This is a genomic window from Anaerosacchariphilus polymeriproducens (genome assembly GCF_003363435.1).
GTDB lineage: Bacteria > Bacillota > Clostridia > Lachnospirales > Lachnospiraceae > Anaerosacchariphilus > Anaerosacchariphilus polymeriproducens.
Genome location: NZ_QRCT01000009.1, coordinates 106,804 through 128,847, shown reverse-complemented (window position 1 = coordinate 128,847; position 22,044 = coordinate 106,804). Strand labels below are relative to the sequence as shown.

21 protein-coding genes are annotated in these 22,044 nt (G+C 33.1%); 2 read left to right on the top strand and 19 right to left on the bottom strand.

The genetic code is table 11. From position 1 onward, the window contains the following. Positions 1-290: 290 nt before the first annotated feature. From DWV06_RS01910 to sstT, 17 genes are all read right to left on the bottom strand, one after another. Entirely contained in the window at positions 291-713 is a 423-nt protein-coding gene (locus DWV06_RS01910; RefSeq protein ID WP_268877864.1) for a cupin domain-containing protein, read from the bottom strand. 125 nt (positions 714-838) lie between these two features. After that, positions 839-2,116: a peptidoglycan-binding domain-containing protein gene (locus DWV06_RS01905; protein WP_193725988.1), complete on the bottom strand. Its 1,278-nt coding sequence runs from the start codon at positions 2,114-2,116 to the stop codon at positions 839-841. Between the two features lie 67 nt (positions 2,117-2,183). Further along, positions 2,184-2,624, bottom strand: a complete 441-nt coding sequence (locus DWV06_RS01900; protein WP_115480489.1) for a hypothetical protein — start codon at positions 2,622-2,624, stop codon at positions 2,184-2,186. Positions 2,625-2,734: 110 nt separating this feature from the next. Beyond that, on the bottom strand, positions 2,735-3,427 hold the full coding sequence (locus DWV06_RS01895; RefSeq protein WP_162300546.1) for a protease inhibitor I42 family protein: 693 nt from the start codon (positions 3,425-3,427) through the stop codon (positions 2,735-2,737). 86 nt (positions 3,428-3,513) lie between these two features. Then, the gene (locus DWV06_RS01890) at positions 3,514-4,395 is read right to left on the bottom strand and encodes a DMT family transporter (protein WP_115480487.1); all 882 of its coding nucleotides are present in this window, start codon (positions 4,393-4,395) and stop codon (positions 3,514-3,516) included. 173 nt (positions 4,396-4,568) lie between these two features. Next, positions 4,569-5,561 carry an asparaginase gene (locus DWV06_RS01885; protein ID WP_115480486.1) on the bottom strand — a complete coding sequence of 331 codons (993 nt, stop codon included), beginning with the start codon at positions 5,559-5,561 and terminating at the stop codon, positions 4,569-4,571. Between the two features lie 36 nt (positions 5,562-5,597). Next, entirely contained in the window at positions 5,598-7,013 is a 1,416-nt protein-coding gene (gene nhaC / locus DWV06_RS01880; protein WP_115480485.1) for a Na+/H+ antiporter NhaC, read from the bottom strand. Between the two features lie 171 nt (positions 7,014-7,184). Further along, positions 7,185-8,003: a hypothetical protein gene (locus DWV06_RS01875; RefSeq protein ID WP_115480484.1), complete on the bottom strand. Its 819-nt coding sequence runs from the start codon at positions 8,001-8,003 to the stop codon at positions 7,185-7,187. A 1-nt stretch (position 8,004) separates the two neighbouring features. Continuing rightward, positions 8,005-9,243: a 2-hydroxyacyl-CoA dehydratase subunit D gene (locus DWV06_RS01870; protein ID WP_115480483.1), complete on the bottom strand. Its 1,239-nt coding sequence runs from the start codon at positions 9,241-9,243 to the stop codon at positions 8,005-8,007. Positions 9,244-9,293: 50 nt separating this feature from the next. Next, entirely contained in the window at positions 9,294-9,968 is a 675-nt protein-coding gene (locus DWV06_RS01865) for a hypothetical protein (protein ID WP_115480482.1), read from the bottom strand. Then, entirely contained in the window at positions 9,955-10,758 is an 804-nt protein-coding gene (locus DWV06_RS01860) for an acyl-CoA dehydratase activase (RefSeq protein WP_115480481.1), read from the bottom strand. The genes DWV06_RS01865 and DWV06_RS01860 overlap by 14 nt, the downstream gene beginning before the upstream one ends. A gap of 45 nt (positions 10,759-10,803) precedes the next feature. Beyond that, positions 10,804-12,090: a 2-hydroxyacyl-CoA dehydratase subunit D gene (locus tag DWV06_RS01855; RefSeq protein ID WP_115480480.1), complete on the bottom strand. Its 1,287-nt coding sequence runs from the start codon at positions 12,088-12,090 to the stop codon at positions 10,804-10,806. Next, a complete protein-coding gene (locus DWV06_RS01850) occupies positions 12,083-12,958 on the bottom strand; it encodes a 4Fe-4S binding protein (protein ID WP_162300545.1) in 876 nt (291 codons plus the stop codon). Before DWV06_RS01850 ends, DWV06_RS01855 begins: the two co-directional genes overlap by 8 nt. A gap of 176 nt (positions 12,959-13,134) precedes the next feature. Then, positions 13,135-14,412 (bottom strand): LysM peptidoglycan-binding domain-containing protein, encoded by a 1,278-nt coding sequence (locus DWV06_RS01845; protein ID WP_115480478.1) that lies wholly within the window; start codon positions 14,410-14,412, stop codon positions 13,135-13,137. Positions 14,413-14,545: 133 nt separating this feature from the next. Then, complete coding sequence (sdaAA, locus tag DWV06_RS01840) at positions 14,546-15,418, bottom strand: L-serine ammonia-lyase, iron-sulfur-dependent, subunit alpha (RefSeq protein WP_115480477.1); 873 nt, start codon at positions 15,416-15,418, stop codon at positions 14,546-14,548. A gap of 10 nt (positions 15,419-15,428) precedes the next feature. Beyond that, positions 15,429-16,088, bottom strand: a complete 660-nt coding sequence (gene sdaAB, locus DWV06_RS01835; protein ID WP_115480476.1) for an L-serine ammonia-lyase, iron-sulfur-dependent subunit beta — start codon at positions 16,086-16,088, stop codon at positions 15,429-15,431. An 11-nt stretch (positions 16,089-16,099) separates the two neighbouring features. Then, entirely contained in the window at positions 16,100-17,335 is a 1,236-nt protein-coding gene (gene sstT / locus DWV06_RS01830) for a serine/threonine transporter SstT (protein WP_115480475.1), read from the bottom strand. A gap of 237 nt (positions 17,336-17,572) precedes the next feature. Here sstT and DWV06_RS01825 point away from each other — a divergent pair, with 237 nt between their 5' ends. Continuing rightward, on the top strand, positions 17,573-18,211 hold the full coding sequence (locus DWV06_RS01825) for a helix-turn-helix transcriptional regulator (RefSeq protein ID WP_162300544.1): 639 nt from the start codon (positions 17,573-17,575) through the stop codon (positions 18,209-18,211). A 264-nt stretch (positions 18,212-18,475) separates the two neighbouring features. Here the strand turns inward: DWV06_RS01825 and DWV06_RS01820 are convergent, their stop codons facing one another. Then, a complete protein-coding gene (locus DWV06_RS01820) occupies positions 18,476-19,519 on the bottom strand; it encodes an aldose epimerase family protein (RefSeq protein WP_115480473.1) in 1,044 nt (347 codons plus the stop codon). A gap of 17 nt (positions 19,520-19,536) precedes the next feature. Continuing rightward, positions 19,537-20,913 (bottom strand): 6-phospho-beta-glucosidase, encoded by a 1,377-nt coding sequence (locus DWV06_RS01815; protein WP_115480520.1) that lies wholly within the window; start codon positions 20,911-20,913, stop codon positions 19,537-19,539. A gap of 226 nt (positions 20,914-21,139) precedes the next feature. Here DWV06_RS01815 and DWV06_RS01810 point away from each other — a divergent pair, with 226 nt between their 5' ends. Next, a complete protein-coding gene (locus DWV06_RS01810; protein ID WP_115480472.1) occupies positions 21,140-22,006 on the top strand; it encodes a MurR/RpiR family transcriptional regulator in 867 nt (288 codons plus the stop codon). Positions 22,007-22,044 lie beyond the last annotated feature (38 nt).

Here is a 22,044-nt window from a genome sequence, read left to right as displayed (position 1 = left end):
ATTTTTAAATTTACTATTGATACCTGTAATTTTTCTTATATGATTAGAATGAAATTATTAATTAGGAAGGAACTATTTATGGGATATTACTTAGATTTATCTAAAATATTGCTCGATACATGGAAAACTAAACTTAAAACAGAGGATTTATTACCCAGCCAACAAATTCTCAAAACTAATTTTTGATTAAAGATGCAAGAAATTTTACAATAGACATAGAGTACTAAATTTATAAAAGGACAGATTCTCATTCCTGATCTGCCCTTTTAACTATTGATTTAATTCGTTTGTCAATACTGATGATGCACATCGGCATCGGCATCCTCTTTTGTCGGATGAACTGTACCATGCGGATGTTGAGGTGGTGCATAAAGTGAATATAATTTAATTGGTGTATTACCAGTATTTATTAAATTATGCCACTTACCGGCCGGTATTATGATAGCGAAATCATCAAAAACTCTTCTCTCAAAATCAAAACAGTCTTTTCTATTTCCCATTCTAACAATACCCTGCCCCTCTTCTATCCTTATGAACTGGTCAACATCTGGATGCATTTCTAATCCTATTTCTCCTCTAACAGGAATACTCATCAGAGTGAGTTGTAAATATTGTCCTGTCCATAATGCAGTTCGAAACATATTATTTTGCTTCGTGACTTCTTCAATATTAACAACAAAAGGGTTAGGTCCATAGTCTTTCATTGTATTCATATAATTGGAATACTTCTGTTCTCCACTGTAATGTGGTCCTCTCGGAGATTTATTATAGATAGGAATCATGCCTTTCTTTATCTTATTTATTTTATAATATGACCTTTGTGATAAGAAAGTTCATCTTAAGCACCACTGGCCATTCTAGTGACAGCAACATATATCTGAGATATTTTATACCAAGTAGCTCTATCCACTATACCGGTTTGAGGTAATGAGAAAATACTTTGAAATTGTTTGACCGCTGCAGACGTTTTCGGACCATAAATACCATCAACACTAAGTTTGGGGAGTGCCGGATATGCATCTGCAATACGATTCAATTGACTCTGTATCGTTCTAACACTCTCACCACGAGAACCAATCGTTAGATTCTCATTCCCCCAAGAAGAAGGAACTCCTGATACTTGTGTTGCTGTATTAATAAACATTGCATTACCATAATAGTTCCTTATAATTTGAACAGCAGAATACCCTTGATCGCCTAAGTATTTTGATCCCCATTGAGACATCCAATTGGGACACTGTACTCTATTACCATCACAATATTGTGTTAATATAGGCTGTTTTACTCCTGGAAATGATAAATAATTTACAAATACTGAATCAACAATAAACCCTATATTCTGGAATATATTTCTTCCTCTGGTCCATTTATGATCATATGCCGTTGAGGAAGTAATCGTAAAATTATATCCCTTACTAACATACCATTCTGTAAACACCCTATTTAATGTAAAAGACAAAATTGCAAGAACATTTGCATAAATCGTAGATTCAGGCCATGTAGAATATATTTCACTGCATGCCACGTTTTTTATATAATCTCGAAATCTGATCCAATAATTTGGTGCCCACTTATTAGGCACTCCGTCATGTACTATGATATATTCTGGAATAACAACCTCACTTAATACAATTTCTCCTGTTTCCCTGATAGGTTTTATTGGTTCTTCTGGTATCTTAGGTGGATATTCTCCATAAAGAGTATTTGGTTGAATCACAATTTCTTCTTCTGGTCCAATATCTTCTTCTACCAAAGGATTTAAAATAACATCCTGCTGTGCTAAAGTATTTGAAAAGATTTCAATATTAAAGAAAACTATTGTTTCAAAACCCGGAGCACTTACCCGGACGTCGTAAATTGAAAATGGTCGAGTACTACTAGTTGGCTCCAAACTATAATCTATATTGGGAGCTGGTAATGATACTACTTCTGATAATCCGGAATTATTAGTCGTCAATTCTGCTAACACATTTGTCACATCACCTGAATATGTTACAATTGCCTTTGCATCTTCAATGGGAAATGAATTTATCGTTGTACAACGCACTTGAAACTGTCCCATAGACTGCGTATCTACTTGTGCCGGATATAATGTAAAAGGTGCCGATTTATTCATATAGAATCCTCAAATTACTATTTGATATAATATATGATTTTACCTTAACATCGTGTATTACTTTAATTTATTTATTTTTGGGACATAATTTACAATTTACATTACGGCATTTTTTACAAACAAACAAATATATTTCTGCAATACCGATTAATAACAGAGCCCAAAATATAAAGAAAAGTGGTTTACATTTCCAAAGCCAATATTGAGGAAATCCACAAAGAATAAGCGCAGGTATCATAACACCAAGAATATCTTTCAAATAATATTCTCTTACCTTCCTTTTAGGCAATAGCTTTGTAATTTTCCCTGGAAAAACATGTCCACAATCTTCTAATCTGCACATACACTTTGAACAATATGAAAATATAACGACAATAGGAAGCAAAAAAAGAGCCGTTATGTAAAACAAACCTATTTGAATTGAATGTAACATAATAGAAACTAATCCGATTAACATTGCAAACATTATAATTAATAATGAAAATACCCCATGAAACTTTCCTTTCATTTTCTTATTCCTTCCCTCATGATTTTTTTCTTTCTACTATAAAAAACAGACTTTACAGCCTGTTTTTAATATAATACTATCGACAATTTTTGTCAACTTCCACGATTTACTTAAGATATAGTCTGAATTGTTATATAATGTTCTTCAACAGGGCCTTCGTTTCCCGGTGGATATAATTGCAATACAGCATTGCCAATTCCCTCTCTAGCTCCTTTTATTGTAAAAATTTTACATCCTCCACTTCCCATTTTTATTGGAAAATCTGGAACATATTCATCATTAACTATTTCATATACTCCAGAATTATCTGGTATCATATACCATCTATACCCAGTTGTTTCATTACTTTTAATTTTAATTTCTTTTTCTTCATTTATTTTTAGGATTACTTTTGTAGGAAGCATATTGGAACAATTTTCATTCGAGTAACTACTTTTTTCCGAGTCATATGCCTTTATATTAATATTATTTCCCTGCTCAGTAGTAAAAGTATAAAAAGGTTCCATTGTTTTTACTAAAGGACAACTTAAAGTAATACTATTAAATAAACAGCTTCTCCTATCTTCTTGATGAAACAAATCTATTGCTTCTTGTATGCTAACATTTATATTTTTATCATTCATATAATACAAACCAGGTCTTCTATAAATTCTTTCCGGTGATTCACATTTTTCTTTCGTACACCATTGTGAAAACCATTGATTATTTGATTCATATTCATTATAAATATATTCTATATCATCATATGATTGACCTATTCCATTTTTAGGGTAATATATAATAAGTAATGTATTGTTATGCAATTCTATTTCACCTCTTAATAATCTAAAGCTTAAAACCATCTTATGTTTTATAAAAAAAATTGTTCTTTCATAATCTCTGCTCTATTTTATTTTCTTTTATTATAGAAAAACATTGCCAAAGAAGCAAATAAAATAATTAGATAACCAATAAAACTATATGCATCAGGTACTTCATCTAATATAAAGTAAGAAAGTATTGTAATAAAAATAATCTGAAAATAATCATAGATGGATATTTCCCTGGCCGGAGCATAAGTATAAGCTGCTGTTATGGAAAATTGACCACCTGCTGCTGCAACCCCTGCACCCAAAAGCATAACTATTTGTTCACGGCTTGCAACATGAAACCCGGCAATCATCATTGGTATCATAGAAATACAGGAAAATGCTGAAAAAAATAATACTATAAATGCTCCAGGCACACCATGACTTCCCAGTTTTCTAACAAACGTATAGGCCAATCCTGCACACATTCCTCCACTGATACCTGCCAAAGCTGGAAGCAAAGAAATTTCTGCAAATCCGGGTTTAAGAATAAATAACATTCCAATAAAAGCAATTATTACAAAAAAAATCTGTTTTAACTTTACTTTTTCTTTCAAAATAAAAAAAGAAAAAATAATAACAAAAAATGGACTCAGTTTATTCAAAGCAGATGCATCGGCAACAAGCATATGATCAATGGCATAAAAATTGCAGACAATCCCAATACAGCCAAATATAGCCCTTGCCATTATATCTATCCAATCCTGTTTTTTTATTTTGATTTTGATTGTATTTTTACTCTTTATCATCAAAATTACAGCTATAAAAAAAGCAATCAGATTTCTAAAAAAACTTTTCTCATAAGCAGGAAGATTTCCTGACAGCCGTACAAAAATGCTCATACAGGCAAAACAGAAGGCCGATAAAATAATAAAAAATATTCCTTTCAATTTTTTTTGTGAATTATATTCTAGTGTTTTCATATCTTTTATTTTTCCTTAATCTCTCACTTTTCATTATATTTCCAAATATTTGTTTATCAATTATACTATAACATAATGTATCAATACATTCTGCATATTGAATATTTATATTAAAATCAAATGATTTCAAAATAATATTAGCGTCTTATTGAAAGTTAATTTCTTTCTATCATTCATAAGAATCTCCCCTCCATAAAATCCTTTATGGAAGAAAAGTCTTTTAAATTTCCTAAAGCCCACATAAGTTTCATGGTGGCTGCTTCTGTTGTCATATCACCAGCATATATGATTTTATATTTTGTAAGTATTTTCCCAACAGCATAAATACTTAAATCAATCCCCTCGCATAAACACTGCGTAGTAATAACAACGGCTAATCCTGCTTGTATCAACTCTTGAACCTTTGAAACAATATCATAATCAGCATTTGGAATACCTCCGATTCCAAAACTTTCAATAATAACACCTTTATAATTATCTTTGATATAATCAAAGATATGAGGCTTAATACCTGGAAAAATCTTTAGAATTAAAATGTCTTCGCAAAGATTAGTCTGCAATTTTAATTCATGTGATTTAAATTTATCACGGTATTCATCATTGTTCAAAATACTGTTATATATAATTTTCCCTTCTTTTATCTCTGCTACTGTTGGAAAATTTATACTTTGAAAGGAATCTGTGCTCCTTGTTTTTACTTTAACTGCATAGGTCCCGTACATGATTTTACTATCGAATGCTACAAATATCCCTGGAAAATCTTCATTTGCAAATCGAATGGCATCTGTTAAATTCTTTTTTGCATCGGTATTTAAAGCCTTGATTGCAATTTGAGATCCAGTTACAACAACAGGTTTCTTAATATTTTGTAACATATAAGTTAACGCTGCTGCCGTATACCCCATTGTATCTGTCCCATGCGTTACAACAAATCCGTCATATTCTTGATATTTACTATAAATGGCCGCAGCAATTTTGGCCATTAGCTTAGGATTCATATTCGTGCTGTCAACATTCATAATCGATATACCTGATAAATAACAAATTTCTTCAATTTCTGGTATATAGGATAACATCTGTTGTGCATCTATCGTTGGTATTAATCCTTGTTCTGTTTCCGATGAAGCAATCGTGCCTCCTGTTGCTAATAAAAGTATTTTCTTCATAATATAATCGCCCTCTGATTAAAGTATTTATGTATTCTACTTCTCAATATTATTATTAACTACGCTCATTCTAACATCATTTTTATTGTCCCACATAAATAGCCCGGTAAATCCCCCTATTATGGCAACAATAATACATGAAAATACCAACCACATATATGGTAGATATTGTAATGTTGAGACGCCCAGAATACCCGCCATAAAAATTCCATTGTCACTCCAAGGTATCATACCTGCTGTTAAGGTCCCACCAAATTCAGTGTTTCTTGAAAGAATTTTTCTGCTATATCCTAATTCGTCATATTTAGGAGCCATTACTTTAGGAGTTAGGATTATGGATACATACATTGCACTTCCAAACAAGTTGCCTAGAAATCCAACAATTAATGAAGATATTGTAAGCATACCGCCACCATGGATAAAATTATCAATTTTATCAGCAATAACTTTGATAATACCAATTTGATCTAATAACCCACCAAAACCAAGACCCAGTATAATAATTCCAACAGATTCTAACATGCTATTCATACCACCACGTTTTAAAATCTCATCAACAAAATCAATCCCGGTATTACTCGGTATCTGTGCCCAAGCACTTGAAATCGCTGAAACTGGTGATAACCCTTGAAATATTATGCCCCAGACAATACCTAGACCAGATCCCAAAAAAATCACAGGAAGTGAAGGCATTTTTAAAATGAGCAAGACAATAACAACAAGCATTGGTACAAAAGAAATTAAACTGATATTAAATATACTATCCAACGAATTCATTACTTGATTAATTTGTGACAAATCTGCTTTTCCTCCGCCAACAATAAAACCTGTAATTGTGAATGCAATACCTGACATGATATATCCGATAAGAGACAACGGAAACATACCTTTCACATGATCCATTACATCAATATCACACATAGATGCCGTTAAAATGGTACTATCCGATAACGGTGATAAGTTATCACCAAAATATGCACCCGATAGCACAGCTCCGGCAGTAATTGGTGCAGGTATCCCTAATCCGGCTCCAATCCCCATCATTGCAATCCCTGCTGTCCCTGCTGTTCCCCAGGAAGTCCCAGTCGCTACTGATGTAAGACTGCAAATAATTAGTGTTGTAAGCAAGAATATGGAAGGATGAATGACTTTCAATCCATAATAAATCAAGCTTGGTACAATACCACCTGAAATCCAGGTACCTACTAAAACTCCAACTGACAATAAAATTAGAACAGCGTCCATTCCATTATAAATCCCTTTTGTAACGGAATATTCCATTTCTTTGTAACTATGACCTGTCATTTTTCCTACGAACATTGCCAAAAACCATGCGCAAAAAATTGCAAGATGAATCTTAATTTCTAAAGCATTAAATAAAAATGCCAGAAATAAAAATCCTCCCAATACAAATATAGACTGAAACAAATTTGGCCTTTTTTTACTTTTCATTATGTAAGAACCTCCAATTAAAATTTGATAGAATTATTATGGTAACCCCTACTATATTCTACTGTATTTATATCATTTGTCAAACCTTTGACTAAAATAAAAAACTACCATAAATAATAATAAATGGTAGTTTTAAAATAAATTTATTCATTTTTATTAAAAAAAGTAACGTTACGCAAAATTAGAATATACTTTTTTTATTTTTCTTCTAAAAATACATATTAAACTTACATTAATAGCAACAGAAATTATTATGAAAAAAAACGGAATCATTACCTTAGCGTGTTGCAGCGTAAATAATGTATGTTTTTCCTGAATATAAGAACCAATCAGAACACAATTTTGACTGTCTTTACATGTTACAACAATTCCTTCTCTTAAATCACGCACGTCAATAAATGAAATATTCCCGCTTTTTACACTAAATTCTTTATTTAATCCACGCCTTGATTTTACAGATAATGGTCCGGTATATGGCTTCCCATATACCAAAACAAAAATTGAGGTCTTGTTTTTTACAATTATTTCAATCGGTATATTACTTTTTTTAAACTTTGTTGAAAAATTTGGTTTTCCCTGCGTTTCATTGGTATCAGTTTTTGCACACAAAAAAATGTTTTCGTAATTTCCATCACCATTAATATCTAATTTCAAATTGTCTGCAAGTACTAAAAAACTCCCACTCATAATGGAAGAAAATTCTAACGTTTTTCCTGGCTCTTCATGACTGCTGCCCTTCTTATCCAAATACATTACATTATGGATTTTGTCTTGTAATATTGGATGATAGTTTAACGCAATATTTCCATCTTTATAAGAAAACCAAAGTAATTGATTCTGGATATCTGAATTGGTTCTGGATTGAAAAGACATTTCTCTTTTTTCCATTAACTGCGGCATAATAACACATTTCAAATATGGACTTGAAATAATAGATATTTTGATCATTACAACAATACCTAATAAAATTGTTCTATATTTTCGGGTCATTTTACGCACTCCTGCCTTCTACCATAATCTTCTGAGTAATCATTTCATTAAATGCTTCCAAACGAATACGTAACTGCTCGATATCCTGATAATTATAATCTGTTTCTAAACGAAATATTGGTATTTGTAATTGTTCAAAAAAGGCTTCGAATTTTCTTAGTTCAAAATCATACTCTATCTGACCTTTTAAAACATGAAATATCACACCATCAAATTGAAACTTTTTATTCAATTCCAGTGTTCTCTTATAAAGCCCTTCATTTTCTACAAAAGAAGGGGAAATACCATTCGATAACGCCTTTTTGCTTAATTCATGAATCATTTGATGGAACTTATTATTTGCTAAACTTTTTCTTTCCTGTAAGAAATTTGTTATCGGATTTATCGTTGCTGCAATATCCATCTCCAATTCTTCTAATAAAAATGGAATCTTATAATTTGGAAAATAGATTGGTGAACCTATCAATAATAACTGTGGTTTTCTATTTATCCTAATCTCATCCAATTTTTCGAATCCTTTCATTTCCTTTGCTAATGCTTGAACATGATTGGCCCAAATATCTTTTGAACTTTCCCAAAAATAAGAATTCGCTACCAGCATAAGCATACTTCCGTTAAATACACTTCTATATTTTTTATATGTATTTTCTAATTTCTGATATGCATTTTTTGCATTTTTAATACTTGTTATAGCTTTTAATAGTTTCGACTTTGTTATTTTTCGTTTTAAGTGCTTCTCTAATAAGGCTATAACTTCTTCAACCTGCTGCTCCCATCTTTTACACAAACTAATACTATTTTTTGTGCTTGGTAATTCTATTGGAATCACACGCATTTTATCATTTAACATATTCGAAAGTTTTCTCATACTATCACAAACAATAGGTATTAAAACAACTTGATTCTTATCCAAATCCATTCCCTTCTGAAGCAAAATGCCAAGTATTGATTTTGTAACGGCATCTGTATCTCTAGGTACCATATTGTCAGCTTCATTGGAACTAATAAGACTCCCCCCTATGACATAAACATGTTCTTTTTCTAGTGCTAATAAAATCTCTTCTGGAAAATCCAATCCAAGTATAATCACTTTCGGTTCTTTCTCCAATAATGCTTGCGCATGTTCTTGTGCAAGTTTCGTAAAATAAGCCATTTCTTTTAATGTTTTACTCTTTTTATTTATCATATTAATAGAGTCACTCCACTCCTTATCATATAAATCTAAAAAATTCCCCTTCATTTTCTTCCCTCTTTTCTTATAAAATTTTGGCACTTTACCCCTATCCTTATTTATGAAAACAGCATAATAACACCTGTTATTATTATCATTACATAAATTCCATAACGAACAAATCCAAACATTTTCGGTACTTCTTCTTGCATTTTATTCATCACTAATTTTGTAATAATAAATATTAAAACGAAAGGAGCCAAAGTACATGTTATACTAAATACAATTCCTAATATTAATGCCTGCCAAAGAAACATTGTCAGTGCATAACCGGATATAATAATTAATGGTGCACAAGGCGTCAACCCATAGAAAAAACCTCCAATCAGTGGTGAAACATTTGTTATTCTATTATCTCTTTTACATGAGCCACAAGTAGAACATTCTTTTTTCCCAGACCGTCTTATACATTCCATTAACATATAAATTCCTGAAATAATAAGAAATATTGGCATTAAATATGTAAATTTATACTTCCCAAAATATCCGCCTTCATTCACAAATATCTCACCGACCAAAGATGCTGTCAAACAAACGATTAACACCGCCAAAGCCTTCCCCATAAAAAATCTAACAAAAACCCTCCCTGTTTTTTGAGAATCGCCCTCTGCCTGAACTACATAACCAGTTAAAAACATACTTATCATCGGACTACAACCGCTCCCACATGATAATCCCATAACAATTGAACTTAGAAGACATGAGGTAAAACCAGTTATTTCAATTGTTGACATCTTTTTCATACCTCTCTTTTGCAAGTAACGCCGCACCAATAGCACCGTTAAACTGAGGATATTCAGCTACATAAACATCTCTCATAAGCTCATCTTCGAAGGCTTTTCTTAGTCCAATATTTAGTGCACCTCCTCCGGTCATTATAATATCTCCTCCCATCTCAGATTTTCTTATCATTTTGATGATTCTTTTGGCCATAGATAAATGCATACCAAATAAAATATCTTTTCTTTCATATTTTCTTGCTACTAATGATATTACTTCTGACTGCGCAAATACAACACACATACTATTGATATCACAGGGTTCCTTACTTTCTAAAGAAATCGGTCCAATCTTTTCTATTGTTGTCTCAAGGATCTGAGCGATTACTTCCATAAATTTTCCGGTACCTGCTGCACATTTATCGTTCATAGAAAAATTCTTAACATTATAATTACTGTCAAGATAAATAATTTTGCTATCCTGTCCACCGATATCAATAATCATACCCGGCTGAAAACCGTTTTGAGCTGTTAACCGAATTCCATATGCATGCGCTGTAATTTCCGAAACATCTTCATCTGCTACATCAATAATCTTTCTGCTATAGCCGGTTGCCATAATGTATTTGATCTCATCTCTTCTGATTCCGTATTCTTTTGCCATTTCCTTTAGCAAATTTTCTGCCGCACCGGAGTTATCTATTCCGGTATTTGTAACTTTGGTCAACACGACTGCTTTGTCTAAAATTAAAGCTGCCTTGATATACGTTGAGCCTCCATCTATCCCTAGAAAATAGTTTTTCATATTTACTCATCCTCATCTTCTTTCTACAATAACCCAAACATCACTTTATCTAAATTTAATCATTTCAACAAAGGCTTCCATACGAATTTTTATCTGTTCTACATCTTCTTCATTATAATCACTTTCAACACGTATCATGGAAATCCCCAATTCACCCAGTACTTTTTCCATCTCTTGATACTCAAAATCATATACTAAACATCCCCTCAAAACATGATATATGACTCCATCCACCTGGTAATCGTGAACCATTTGTTTGATTCGCTCAATTCTTTGCCTATTTTCAGTAAAAATGGGACAACTGCATGGTAACACATATCGATTTGCAAGTGCACGCATTAATCCATCCATAGAAGTATCACAAACTGCAACAGGATCATATAAACCTCTATCTCCCATGCAGGTCTCATCTGCCACTACAACACCACCCATTTCTTCAATTAATAGTGGAATCTTTAAATTAGGAAATGCAATTGGTGAGCCTGTAATTAAAATTCGTGGCAATTTCTTTTTAGTAATATAATTTTTTTGTTTTAATTTTACCTCTAACTCATTATTAAGTAATTTAAGATTTGCCGCCCAACACGTTTTGTCATCATATGAAAATGAATTCATGACCGCCATTGCATGTGAACCTCTAATCAAAAGATTACGATTTCCTTTTAGCTGTATAAATCGATATATTTCATCTTGTACAACCGCCATTTCATCAATTTGATGTTCCAAATCTATACGGGTGACCTTTTTGCCAGTTATTCTCCCGATCTTTTCCATCATAATGTAAAGTTCTTTAACATAATAATCCATTCCAGTATCATCTAATTTATTGATAGGTACATGTAACTCAAGCGTTTCTTTATAATCTTTCAATATACCTGCCATTTTTTTCTTACAATCGCAGGTAATCGGCACGATATACATACTGCAATCATCATAAATACTGCTGCCGCTTACCATATTGTTACCTACAACCGCTTTGACCAACGGACATGAATCCCTCGGAACTATATCATCCCCAAAATGAACGCCTGCATAATTACCACTACAAAGTTGAACCGGTCTTGCACCGGCTGCATATATTATTTCTTGAGGTACCATTACACAATAAGTTCCTATTATTTTTTCATTTGTACTACGAATGAAAGTATCATTTTCAATAAATGCTTTTTTCAATATCTTTCTAAAATATGTAAAATTATTTGGCGTTCCGGGCAATTCTTCAAGTTTATTTAAATACTTCACTGCTAACTGCCTTGATTTATTTAAAAATCTTTCTTTTTGTCTTTCCTCTAAACATTGATCTATGGAAGGACTTTTCATTGCATTATCCACGTTTCTTCTTCCTTTCTCTCTTAAGTCTCATAAAATCCTCTCTTGATGAAATATAAAACTTTTTGTTGCAAAAGGAAATAGCTAAAGCATTATTTTCAGGGCAACTCTTTACACACTCTCCACAAAAAATACACTCGGAAGTAGTAACATCTTTTTTTGACTTTTCTGTATAAATACTTTTTATTCTCATTGGACAAGCTTCGTAACATGCCCCACAACTTGTACAAGCCTGACAATCTTTTTTTATTTTAAAGAACGAGATTTTATGAAATATCCCTACCAAATATCCTAATGGGCAGATATTACACCAGAATCTACGCATAAAAAAACTTAATACAAACATGAGAATGGCTAATAGATAGCCTACCGTTATCGCATGATTAAACCCTGCAAACATAGGTGAAGTAATAACTGCCGGGCATATTCTGCAAAAATTGAAACCAAAAAAAGTCATTCCCAAAAAAACCAGAACTATTAAATATTTTGCAACTTTCAATACTTCCATTAATTTTTCTTTTCTACTAATTCCATCAATATGTAATATTTCTTTAATCTTATATGCGATATCCTGCATATAGCCCATAGGACAGATAAATCCACAAAATGTTCTTCCAAATATTACAATAAAAAGAAACAACGTTGAAAAATATACTGCCAGCTCAATCACGGAACTTCGCAAAAAAAGCTTGTCTAAATGAGATAAATAAAAGCATGCACAATGCACAATTTGATCCGAATTGGCAGGACATGCAAACACCGGCAAATCAATATTATGAATCCACCTTCCAAATATTTGTAAACCAAAAACAAAAAACAAAAAACTAGCCGTCATAAAAATCCAGCGAAATCTTTGAAACCACTTATACATTCTACTCTCCTTCTTAAGTATTTTTTTAATACCTTTATACTCTCCGTTCAAGTTCATGAAAATAAGGTTAGTATCAACTAACCTTAAATCATATTTATTATATCCACTTTTTTTATATTGGTCAACCATAATTTACCACTTGAGTTTTTTTATCATTACCGAATCATTGCTGGGTTTTACAATATTTTTTCAATACTATACTGGGAATTAATAACCAGCCACATCTGAGGAAACCAGTTCATAATATTCCAGATACTAATCCCTTTTAAATCAAATTCAGGTACAAGCTCAACAAAATTATTTATACTTCTGGCATCCCAAAATCTCACAATATATTCATCCCCTGTTATGTATTGAAAATAAGCTGTATTCGTAATTTCATCAAATTTTATATCAGCATTATTAATATTTGCAATTTCTAATACTGAATCATAAGTTACTGCCAACCCTTTTGAGACATTTGGAATATATGGATATCTCCAAACATAACCCATGGTAGGAACACCATAAAATGTTTTTTCCGGTGGTATTAACTTTGTTGCACGTTCAATAAATCGTTTATTTGAACTCATAGAAACCGTTCCCGGTGGAATTCCTTCCGTATATCCAAATGTATAACTGATTAACGTAATAGCGTCTACTTCTTGAGCGATTTCAGAATACTCAAGTCCTGGAAAGAATGTTCCGGACAGCAATTGAAATATACGTATGCTTAAAGCATTAAATACTTTATATCCTTCCACTTTTAAACGTTCTACTAGTTTTATCATTAACTCTCCATATATAGTACGATCCATCGGCATAATATATGGAGTATGGACACTTATACCAACATATCCTTTTGTTTCTAAAATAGCAAGCAGGTTATTTATGAACCGGTCTTGTTTCTCTTTACTCCATAGAATGGAATGTACTACATTCACTTCTTCTTCGATACTTTGCGAAAAAGCTGTCAGCATCATCATGGGTGCTACACCGTATGCCTTGCTTGTTTGTATAATTTCTGTATCATCAATATTATTAATTTCTCCCTCTGCTGTCACCGTATAGCTATAAATAGTTAGATATGTTAAAAAAGGTAATGTTTTCTTAAGAATGTCCATATCAATAAATGGATATGCATAACTATTAATGGTTATCCTCCTGTCTTTGTTCCCTTCATAACGAATCACAATCTCCTCACCAGGATAAATATATACTTGATCTGACAAATATGGATTGTTCCTTAAGAGTTCAAAAACCGTTACATTATGTTTTTCCGCTATCATACCTATCGTATCTCCCGGTTGGACTGTATACGTTATTTCTGGATACAATATAACAATAGCTTCTCCTACTACTAGATTATTGGGATTATTTATTTCATTCTCAATGATAAGTCTATCAGCTGATACACCATATTTATCAGCGATAGAATAAATAGTTTCTCCACTTTTGACTACATGAATTGTCATAATACTCACTTTAATTTTAGTTTTACTTCAATATATGTGAATTACTGTATATAATGCAAGGTTTCTAAATGATAACTCCTTATATCATAAAAGCCCCATTCCATAGATTTACTATGAAACAAGGCTTATATAGTTAATCACCAAATATTTCTTTTTTTAACCGAATTCCGGTCGCGGATACAGCTAATCCCCCTTGTCCGGTTTCCCGTAATGCGCAAGGCATCGTCTCTCCAATCTGACGCATTGCCTCAATGACTTCATCTGCGGGTATTACACTTTTAATTCCTGCAAGTGCCATTTCTGCTGCAGTAAATGCAATACTAACACCGGCAGCGTTCCTCTTTATACAAGGAACTTCTACTAACCCTGCTACCGGATCGCAAACAAGACCAAGTTGATTTTTCAACGCTATCGCACAGGCATTTGCAGACATTTCAGGTGTTCCGCCTGCCATTTCTACCAAAGCCGCTGCTCCCATTGCAGAAGCACTTCCGCACTCAGCCTGACAACCACCTTCGGCTCCTGCTAGGCTTGCATTTTTGGCAATTACCATTCCAAATGCCCCTGCTGTGAACAATGCCATAACAGCACTCTTCTCTGGAAGTTTTCTCTCTTCCATCATTGATATGATAGTTCCCGGAAGAATACCACAGCTCCCAGCTGTTGGACTCGCTACTATTTTTCCCATAGCTGCATTATATTCTGAAACTGCAATGGCATATGTAATAGACCGGTTAAAAAATTCGCCCAAGATACCTTTCTTTTTTGCATATTGACTCATACGCCAGCCATCCCCGCCAGTAAGACCGCTAGTGGATTTGATATCTTTCACGCTTCCGTTTTTTATCGCCTCTAACATAACATGGAGGTTTTCTGCCATTTGATCATATATCTCTTCTTCGGAACATTCACACTGCTGTGCCTGCGTCTGCAAGGTCAGCTCTGATATTGTAAGCTTTTCTTTCTCTGCCATAGTAAGCAGTTGCTGAATTGAATCAAATTCCATTTATATCCTCCTATAAAGCCCTTACCAACACTACATTGATAACATTTGGCAAACTTTTTAGCTTTATAACATCTTCTTCTTTTACATCTCCATCCACTTCAATTGTCATGAGTCCTTCGTGCCCTTTTTTCGGCCTGCACAACTGGAAATTTCCAATATTCATACCAGAAGCTGCTACGCTGTTTGATACTGCTGCAATCGTACCTTTTACATCACGATGTAAAACCAATAATGTATTTTGCTGTGCTTTAAACTCAACTTCCATTCCATTTACAGAGCGGATTTCAATATTGCCGCCGCCAACAGATGCTCCCTGCATCCGACATTCATTACCAGATTTTCCAACCAAATAAATCTCCACTGTATTCGGATGTGCCCCTTTGATTTGTGTTGTATATAAATGATATTGAATCCCCATAGACTTCGCAACTTCTTGTGCATTTCGAATTCTTATATCATCCGTATGCATATTCATGATTCCTGCTAATAATGCCTTGTCAGTTCCATGACCTTTATATGTCTGGGCAAAACTTCCACACAATCCAATTTCTGCCCGTATCGGCAGTTCATTTAATAATTTGTAGGCAATCCGTCCTATCCGGACAGCTCCCGCTGTATGAGAACTCGACGGTCCGATCATAACCGGACCGATAATATCAAATATATCCATTAGAATCCCCTCTATGCCTTTTTATTAATAACAATCTCTTTTCCAGCTTTTTTCCATAAACGGAACTCCGCAGTTGCTGTAAACAACACATCCGTTGAAGAATTTAAAGCAGTTTCACAGGAATCCTGAATAAAACTAATGATAAACCCAACAGCAACTACTTGCATAGCAATATCATTGGAAATGCCAAACAAACTACAGGCAAGTGGAATCAACATTAGACTTCCGCCTGCAACACCGGATGTACCAGCTGCTGCTACCGCAGAAAGAATACAAAGAACAACGGCTGCCGGAAAGTCAACAGCAATTCCAAGCACATGAGTTGCGGAAAGTGTCATCGTTGTAATAACAATTGCCGCTCCTGCCATATTAATCGTTGCTCCTAAAGGGATAGAGACTGAATAATTATCTTCATCCAATCCCAATTCTTTACATAATTCCATATTGACAGGAATATTTGCTGCAGAACTTCTAGTAAAAAATGCTGTTATAGCACTTTCTTTTAAGCATTTTAATACCAGTGGATATGGATTCTGTTTGATACATAAGAATACAACCAACGGATTGTAGACTAATACAACAACCAGCATACAGCCTACTAAAAGCCCAATCAGCTTTCCGTATGTGGTAAATACATCTAAACCATTTGCGGAAACAGTTGTAAATACCAATCCAAGAATACCGAACGGTGCACATGAAATGACCCATCTAACAACCATTGAAGTGGCATCCGACAAATTGTTTATGACTATTTTTGTTTCTTTATTGGCATGCTTTAAAGCGATACCAAAAATACAAGCCCAAACCAGAACTCCAATATAATTTGCCGATATCAATGCATGAATTGGATTATCAACTGCATTAAGCAACAATGTCTTCAATACTTCTACTATCCCACTCGGTGCAGAACTCGTATCTACTACCTCTGTAGTTAACATGATACTGACTGGAAATAAGAAGTTTGCGACTACAGCAATCAGAGCAGAACCAAGCGTACCAATCGCATACAGGCTAAGTACATTCGCCATATTTCCATTATGACCTGCTTTTGCCTGTGCCAATGAATTCATAACTAAAATAAATACAAGTATCGGAGCAATTGCCTTTAATGCTCCTACAAATAAATCGCCAAGGATGCCAATTGCCGTAAATTTTGGAACCAATAATCCCAGACAGGCACCAATGACCATCCCCCCTATAATTCTTTTAATCAAAGATATTTCGTTCCATTTCTTAATAAATTTCATTTCTTTCTCCCTTCTCCTATTTACCTTTTTGTAAATATGTGATAATATTTTTATCAGAGTGATTGTTTGTTTATTATAACAAATTTTTTATCTCTTTGCAATATTTTTTATCACATATTAAATTAATTTGATAAGGATATACCAATAACATTGTGAGCAATGCACAAAATTTTGATAATATTGATTTTATTTTTTCAAAATATGACCAAACACTGTTTTAATGAAAGGACTAAAACTATGACTGATCAGGAAATCATCAATCTTTACCTACCAATCGTACCATTTATTGCAAACTTATTAGGTCCCAGTTGCGAAGTACTGCTACATGATCTATCAAAGCCGGAACATTCTGTTGTTGCCATTGCCAATGGCTATCATTCCAACCGAAAAATCGGCAGTCCCATTACAGATATTGCTATTCAGATAAGTAATGACCCAAAATATAAAGATCTTGATTTTCTTTCGAACTACACTGCCAAAAGCAAAGATAAAAATTTTCTGTCATCGACTTACTTTTTAAAAAATGAAGGCCGTCTTATTGGTATGATCTGTATCAACCGGGATTTATCTATTATCCAAAAGATGAAAAGCGATTTCGATCTTTTAATGCATGATTTTTCTCTGTTTCATCAAGATCAGGAATTTCATGAGAACTTAAACAGCTATAACAATGTTAACGATCTGCTTCATGATTTGGTGCAGACTGCAATCCGGAATGCCTGTGTCCCACCTTCACGCATGTCAATGCAGGAAAAAATCGATCTTGTACATCAATTAAATGAACAGGGCATTTTATCAATGAAAGGTGCAGTCTCAGAGATAGCAAGACAACTTAACATTTCAGAACCGACCGTTTATCGCTATATTAAAAAATAAGATATTATTCGTATGATATTCCCTTCATTTTTTACATACTTATTTTTAGTTATTTTCTTATATTATATTAAAAGATATTTTGTCATGCGTCAACTTCACTCTGCATTTGAATAAATTATATTTTTAACATGTTAAAAAAAGTTGAGGAAATGAAAATATTGCAGATTTCGGAAGTTCTATTCCTTAATCTGCAATATATCCTAAAATAAAATATTCTTTTTACCAGGTTCCAATTTTAACTGAAATATGTTAACTGAAAATGTATCAGACAAACTGATAAATGGTTGATGTTTTATACTCTTTTCCCTTATCAAATACAGGTTTTTCAAATCCTTCTACGTTTATGCTGTTTGGAAAATATTGTGGCTCCATACAGAATCCACTGTATTTTCCGTAAATCCCCTCATTCTTTCCCTGCATTTTTTTCAAGGAATTTCCTGTATAAAACTGCATTCCCGGTAAATCAGAATATACCTCCATCGTAATTCCTTGAAAATGATTCTTAGCTTCAGCAATTTTTCTAAGACCTGTATGCGGATTCTCAATCATATAATTATGATCAAATCCTCCAGCAAATTTAAGCTGCAAAAAATCCGTATTGATTACTTCTTCAATTAATTTAGGAACAGAAAAATCCATTGGTGTACCAGAAACTGCATGTATTTCACCAGTTGGTATTATATCTTCATTTACTGGCGTGTAATTTTTCGCATTGATAGAAACTTCCGTATCCAAAATTTCCCCACTATCATGTCCTCCTAAATTGAAATAAGTATGATTAGTCATATTTATTAATGTCTTTTTGTCACTTATCCCACTATATGAAATAATTAATCCATTTTCCTCACTAACAGAATATGTAACCGAAACCTTTAGATTTCCAGGAAAACCCTGTTCGCCATCACGACTGACATAGTAGAATTTCACTGAATTTTCATCCGTAATTTCAAAATCCCATAATACTTTATGAAATCCTTTTTCCTTATCACTATGGATATTATGTCTCCCTCTATTTTTTGCAAGTTTAAAAACAATTCCATCAATTTGAAATTCTGCATTCTCAATCCGATTTACATTTCTTCCTACAGTCGCTCCAAACATTGGGTAATTATCAAAGTACTCCTCTAATTTATTATATCCAAGTACTACATCAAGGAATGTACCTAACTTATTTTTAACCAGTAACGATACTAAAACAGCTCCATAATTTGTTACTTTAGCTGTCATTCCATTTGCATTTTGTATACTAAATAGAAAGACATCCCTTCCATCTTTGTTTTTCCCATATATTTCTTTTTTAACGCTCATAATCATTTTCATCCTTATTACATTAAATTTATTACAACAGAATCCGTAAGTTTTTTACCCTTTTTCTTTAACTCTTGTATTTTCTCTTTAAACTGTGGGAGATATTTTTCATGTGCTATCAACAATTCATCCAACACTTCTCGTGCTCCCCAGCCACTCTCAATTAATGGATTCATTGTAAATGCTTCAAGAGCAAGTCCATAATTTCCTGTTAAGGCAGCTTCTATGGTACACTCTTCCATAGCCTTCATGATCTGCAGCCAGCCTTTTTGACCAGAACGTAATTTTCCCCAAGCCAATGGCTGTGCTCCTCTTGCAGATATTATAGAAGAGACCTCAACAACTGAATCTGTAGCTAAACATGGGATTGCACCTTTATTCTCTGTACTGACAACCATATGAATCTTTTTATCATTGTAAATAGCACTGATGCATTCACATGCAGCATCACTATAATATGCTCCTCCGCGTTTCGATAACTCTTCAGGCTTTTTGCTTAAATCTGTATTTTTATACAATGCAAATAAACTCTCTTCTACTTCTTTCATTTGTTCTGCCCGTGTACCTCCTTCTCTAAATTCCTGCAGGCAGTGTTCGAGCATTTCTTTCTGCATATAATAGTAACTATGGTAAGCACAAGGTAACAAATTCATTGTATGATGCAATTCAATAGGAAAATCTGCCCGATAAATATTGGCAGGCGTACCTACCCCTTTCTCATTTATATGCTCTATTAATTCATGAGTCAAATCATTTCCACGTTTATCAAATGTTTTATGCCAATGAAAATGATTTAGTCCAAAAAATTGAAAATCCAATTCCTCAGCTTTTTTATGAAGTACTTCTAGTTCAGACATCATTGATATGATAGGAATATTACATAACCCAATGCATTTTTTCCATCCAAAATGTTTTATCACTGTCTCTGTAATTATTCCGCTTGGATTAGTAAAATTAATCAACCATGCGTCCGGACATAATTCTCTCATATCCGCAACGATTTCTTTCATAACAGGAATGGTACGGAATGCCTTAAAAATCCCACCAGCCCCGTTGGTTTCCTGCCCCAACATACCATGTCGTAATGGTATACGTTCATCTTTGACTCTTGCATCTAAAAGACCCACGCGAAACTGAGTCGTCACGAAGTCTGCATCTTTTAACGCTTCTCTTCTATTTAAAGTCGTATATACTTTGACTTTATATGAAGTCGCATTCCACATCCTCTGTGCGAGCTCTCCTACTATCTTTAATTTTTTACTTCCTTCCTCTATATCAACTAACCATATTTCTCTGATTGGCAATTCTTCATATCGTTTTATAAAACCTTCCATTAATTCGGGCGTATAACTGCTGCCACCACCGATTGTTACAATTTTAATTCCTTCCTTCATCATCATCCGTTCCTCCTTTTCAATACTTTTCTGTAATATATAATCCAGGGTTTACAAAGTCAATATTAATTGTGAAAGCTGGTATTTTTTTTCAAAATTAATAGTGTATTCATCACACTTTTGAAACTTTTTGAAACTTTTAAGAATCCTTATTTAGAAATAACTAGTATTTAAAAAAAAGATATATTAAAATGAATACATACTAAAGAGGATGGAGGTTAACTTTATGTTGCTGGAAAATATGATAAAATTATGTGATACCTTAACGCCGGTTGAAAATGATATTGCAAATTATATTTTACAAAATAAAGAAAAAGTTATTAATTTATCTATTCAACAATTATCTGAAACGATTTATACTTCAAAATCATCTATCCATAGATTTTGTAAGAAAATCGGGTTTTATGGTTTTAATGAATTAAAAGTAAAATTAGCACAAGATTTACAAATAATTACGAAAGATAAAAACATAATTAATGTAAATTATCCTTTTGAGCAAGACGATACGCAACAAATGATAGCTGACAGACTTCTTAAGCTATATGAAATTACAATTAGAGACACCTACAATTACATCGACTTAAAACAACTTTCCATCATAACGAATCTGCTTCATGATGCAAAAATAATTGATATTTATACACATGCACACAATCTTAACCCTGCAGAAAATTTTCAGGATAAGATGCTGACAATAGGCAGAATCGTTAATTGTCCAAAATCTTTTTATAATCAAAGGATGAATGTTCTTGCATCTAATCATGAGCATGTCGCGCTTATACTTTCCTATTCTGGTAAGGCTTCTTTCATTTTGCCAATTATAAAAGCATTGTATGATAAAAAGATACCAATCGTTCTGATTGGAAAAGCCGGCAGTAATTTATATCCACAATATATATCACGCCATCTTTATATCAGTGACAAAGAGGATTTAAGAGACAGAATTTCACAATTCTCTTCCCATATAGCCTTACAATATATGTTGGACGTTGTCTTTGGATGTATCTATAATATTGACAGAAAAAAGAATATTGAATATCTTCATAAAACAATTAATTTTATGGATGACAGATATGACGGACGTCAAAAATAGATTTTTTGCAATGTTATAAAATAAAAATAAACCGATTC

Bases quoted from the DNA above. Each gene is read 5' to 3' on its own strand.
- DWV06_RS01910 (WP_268877864.1), bottom strand. From the start codon at position 713: ATGAATACAATGAAAGACTATGGACCTAACCCTTTTGTTGTTAATATT.
- DWV06_RS01905 (WP_193725988.1), bottom strand. From the start codon at position 2,116: ATGAATAAATCGGCACCTTTTACATTATATCCGGCACAAGTAGATACG.
- DWV06_RS01900 (WP_115480489.1), bottom strand. From the start codon at position 2,624: ATGAAAGGAAAGTTTCATGGGGTATTTTCATTATTAATTATAATGTTT.
- DWV06_RS01890 (WP_115480487.1), bottom strand. From the start codon at position 4,395: ATGAAAACACTAGAATATAATTCACAAAAAAAATTGAAAGGAATATTT.
- DWV06_RS01885 (WP_115480486.1), bottom strand. From the start codon at position 5,561: ATGAAGAAAATACTTTTATTAGCAACAGGAGGCACGATTGCTTCATCG.
- nhaC (WP_115480485.1), bottom strand. From the start codon at position 7,013: ATGAAAAGTAAAAAAAGGCCAAATTTGTTTCAGTCTATATTTGTATTG.
- DWV06_RS01875 (WP_115480484.1), bottom strand. From the start codon at position 8,003: ATGACCCGAAAATATAGAACAATTTTATTAGGTATTGTTGTAATGATC.
- DWV06_RS01870 (WP_115480483.1), bottom strand. From the start codon at position 9,243: ATGAAGGGGAATTTTTTAGATTTATATGATAAGGAGTGGAGTGACTCT.
- DWV06_RS01865 (WP_115480482.1), bottom strand. From the start codon at position 9,968: ATGTCAACAATTGAAATAACTGGTTTTACCTCATGTCTTCTAAGTTCA.
- DWV06_RS01860 (WP_115480481.1), bottom strand. From the start codon at position 10,758: ATGAAAAACTATTTTCTAGGGATAGATGGAGGCTCAACGTATATCAAG.
- DWV06_RS01850 (WP_162300545.1), bottom strand. From the start codon at position 12,958: ATGTATAAGTGGTTTCAAAGATTTCGCTGGATTTTTATGACGGCTAGT.
- DWV06_RS01845 (WP_115480478.1), bottom strand. From the start codon at position 14,412: ATGACAATTCATGTAGTCAAAAGTGGAGAAACTATTTATTCTATCGCT.
- sdaAA (WP_115480477.1), bottom strand. From the start codon at position 15,418: ATGGAATTTGATTCAATTCAGCAACTGCTTACTATGGCAGAGAAAGAA.
- sdaAB (WP_115480476.1), bottom strand. From the start codon at position 16,088: ATGGATATATTTGATATTATCGGTCCGGTTATGATCGGACCGTCGAGT.
- sstT (WP_115480475.1), bottom strand. From the start codon at position 17,335: ATGAAATTTATTAAGAAATGGAACGAAATATCTTTGATTAAAAGAATT.
- DWV06_RS01825 (WP_162300544.1), top strand. From the start codon at position 17,573: ATGACTGATCAGGAAATCATCAATCTTTACCTACCAATCGTACCATTT.
- DWV06_RS01820 (WP_115480473.1), bottom strand. From the start codon at position 19,519: ATGAGCGTTAAAAAAGAAATATATGGGAAAAACAAAGATGGAAGGGAT.
- DWV06_RS01815 (WP_115480520.1), bottom strand. From the start codon at position 20,913: ATGAAGGAAGGAATTAAAATTGTAACAATCGGTGGTGGCAGCAGTTAT.
- DWV06_RS01810 (WP_115480472.1), top strand. From the start codon at position 21,140: ATGTTGCTGGAAAATATGATAAAATTATGTGATACCTTAACGCCGGTT.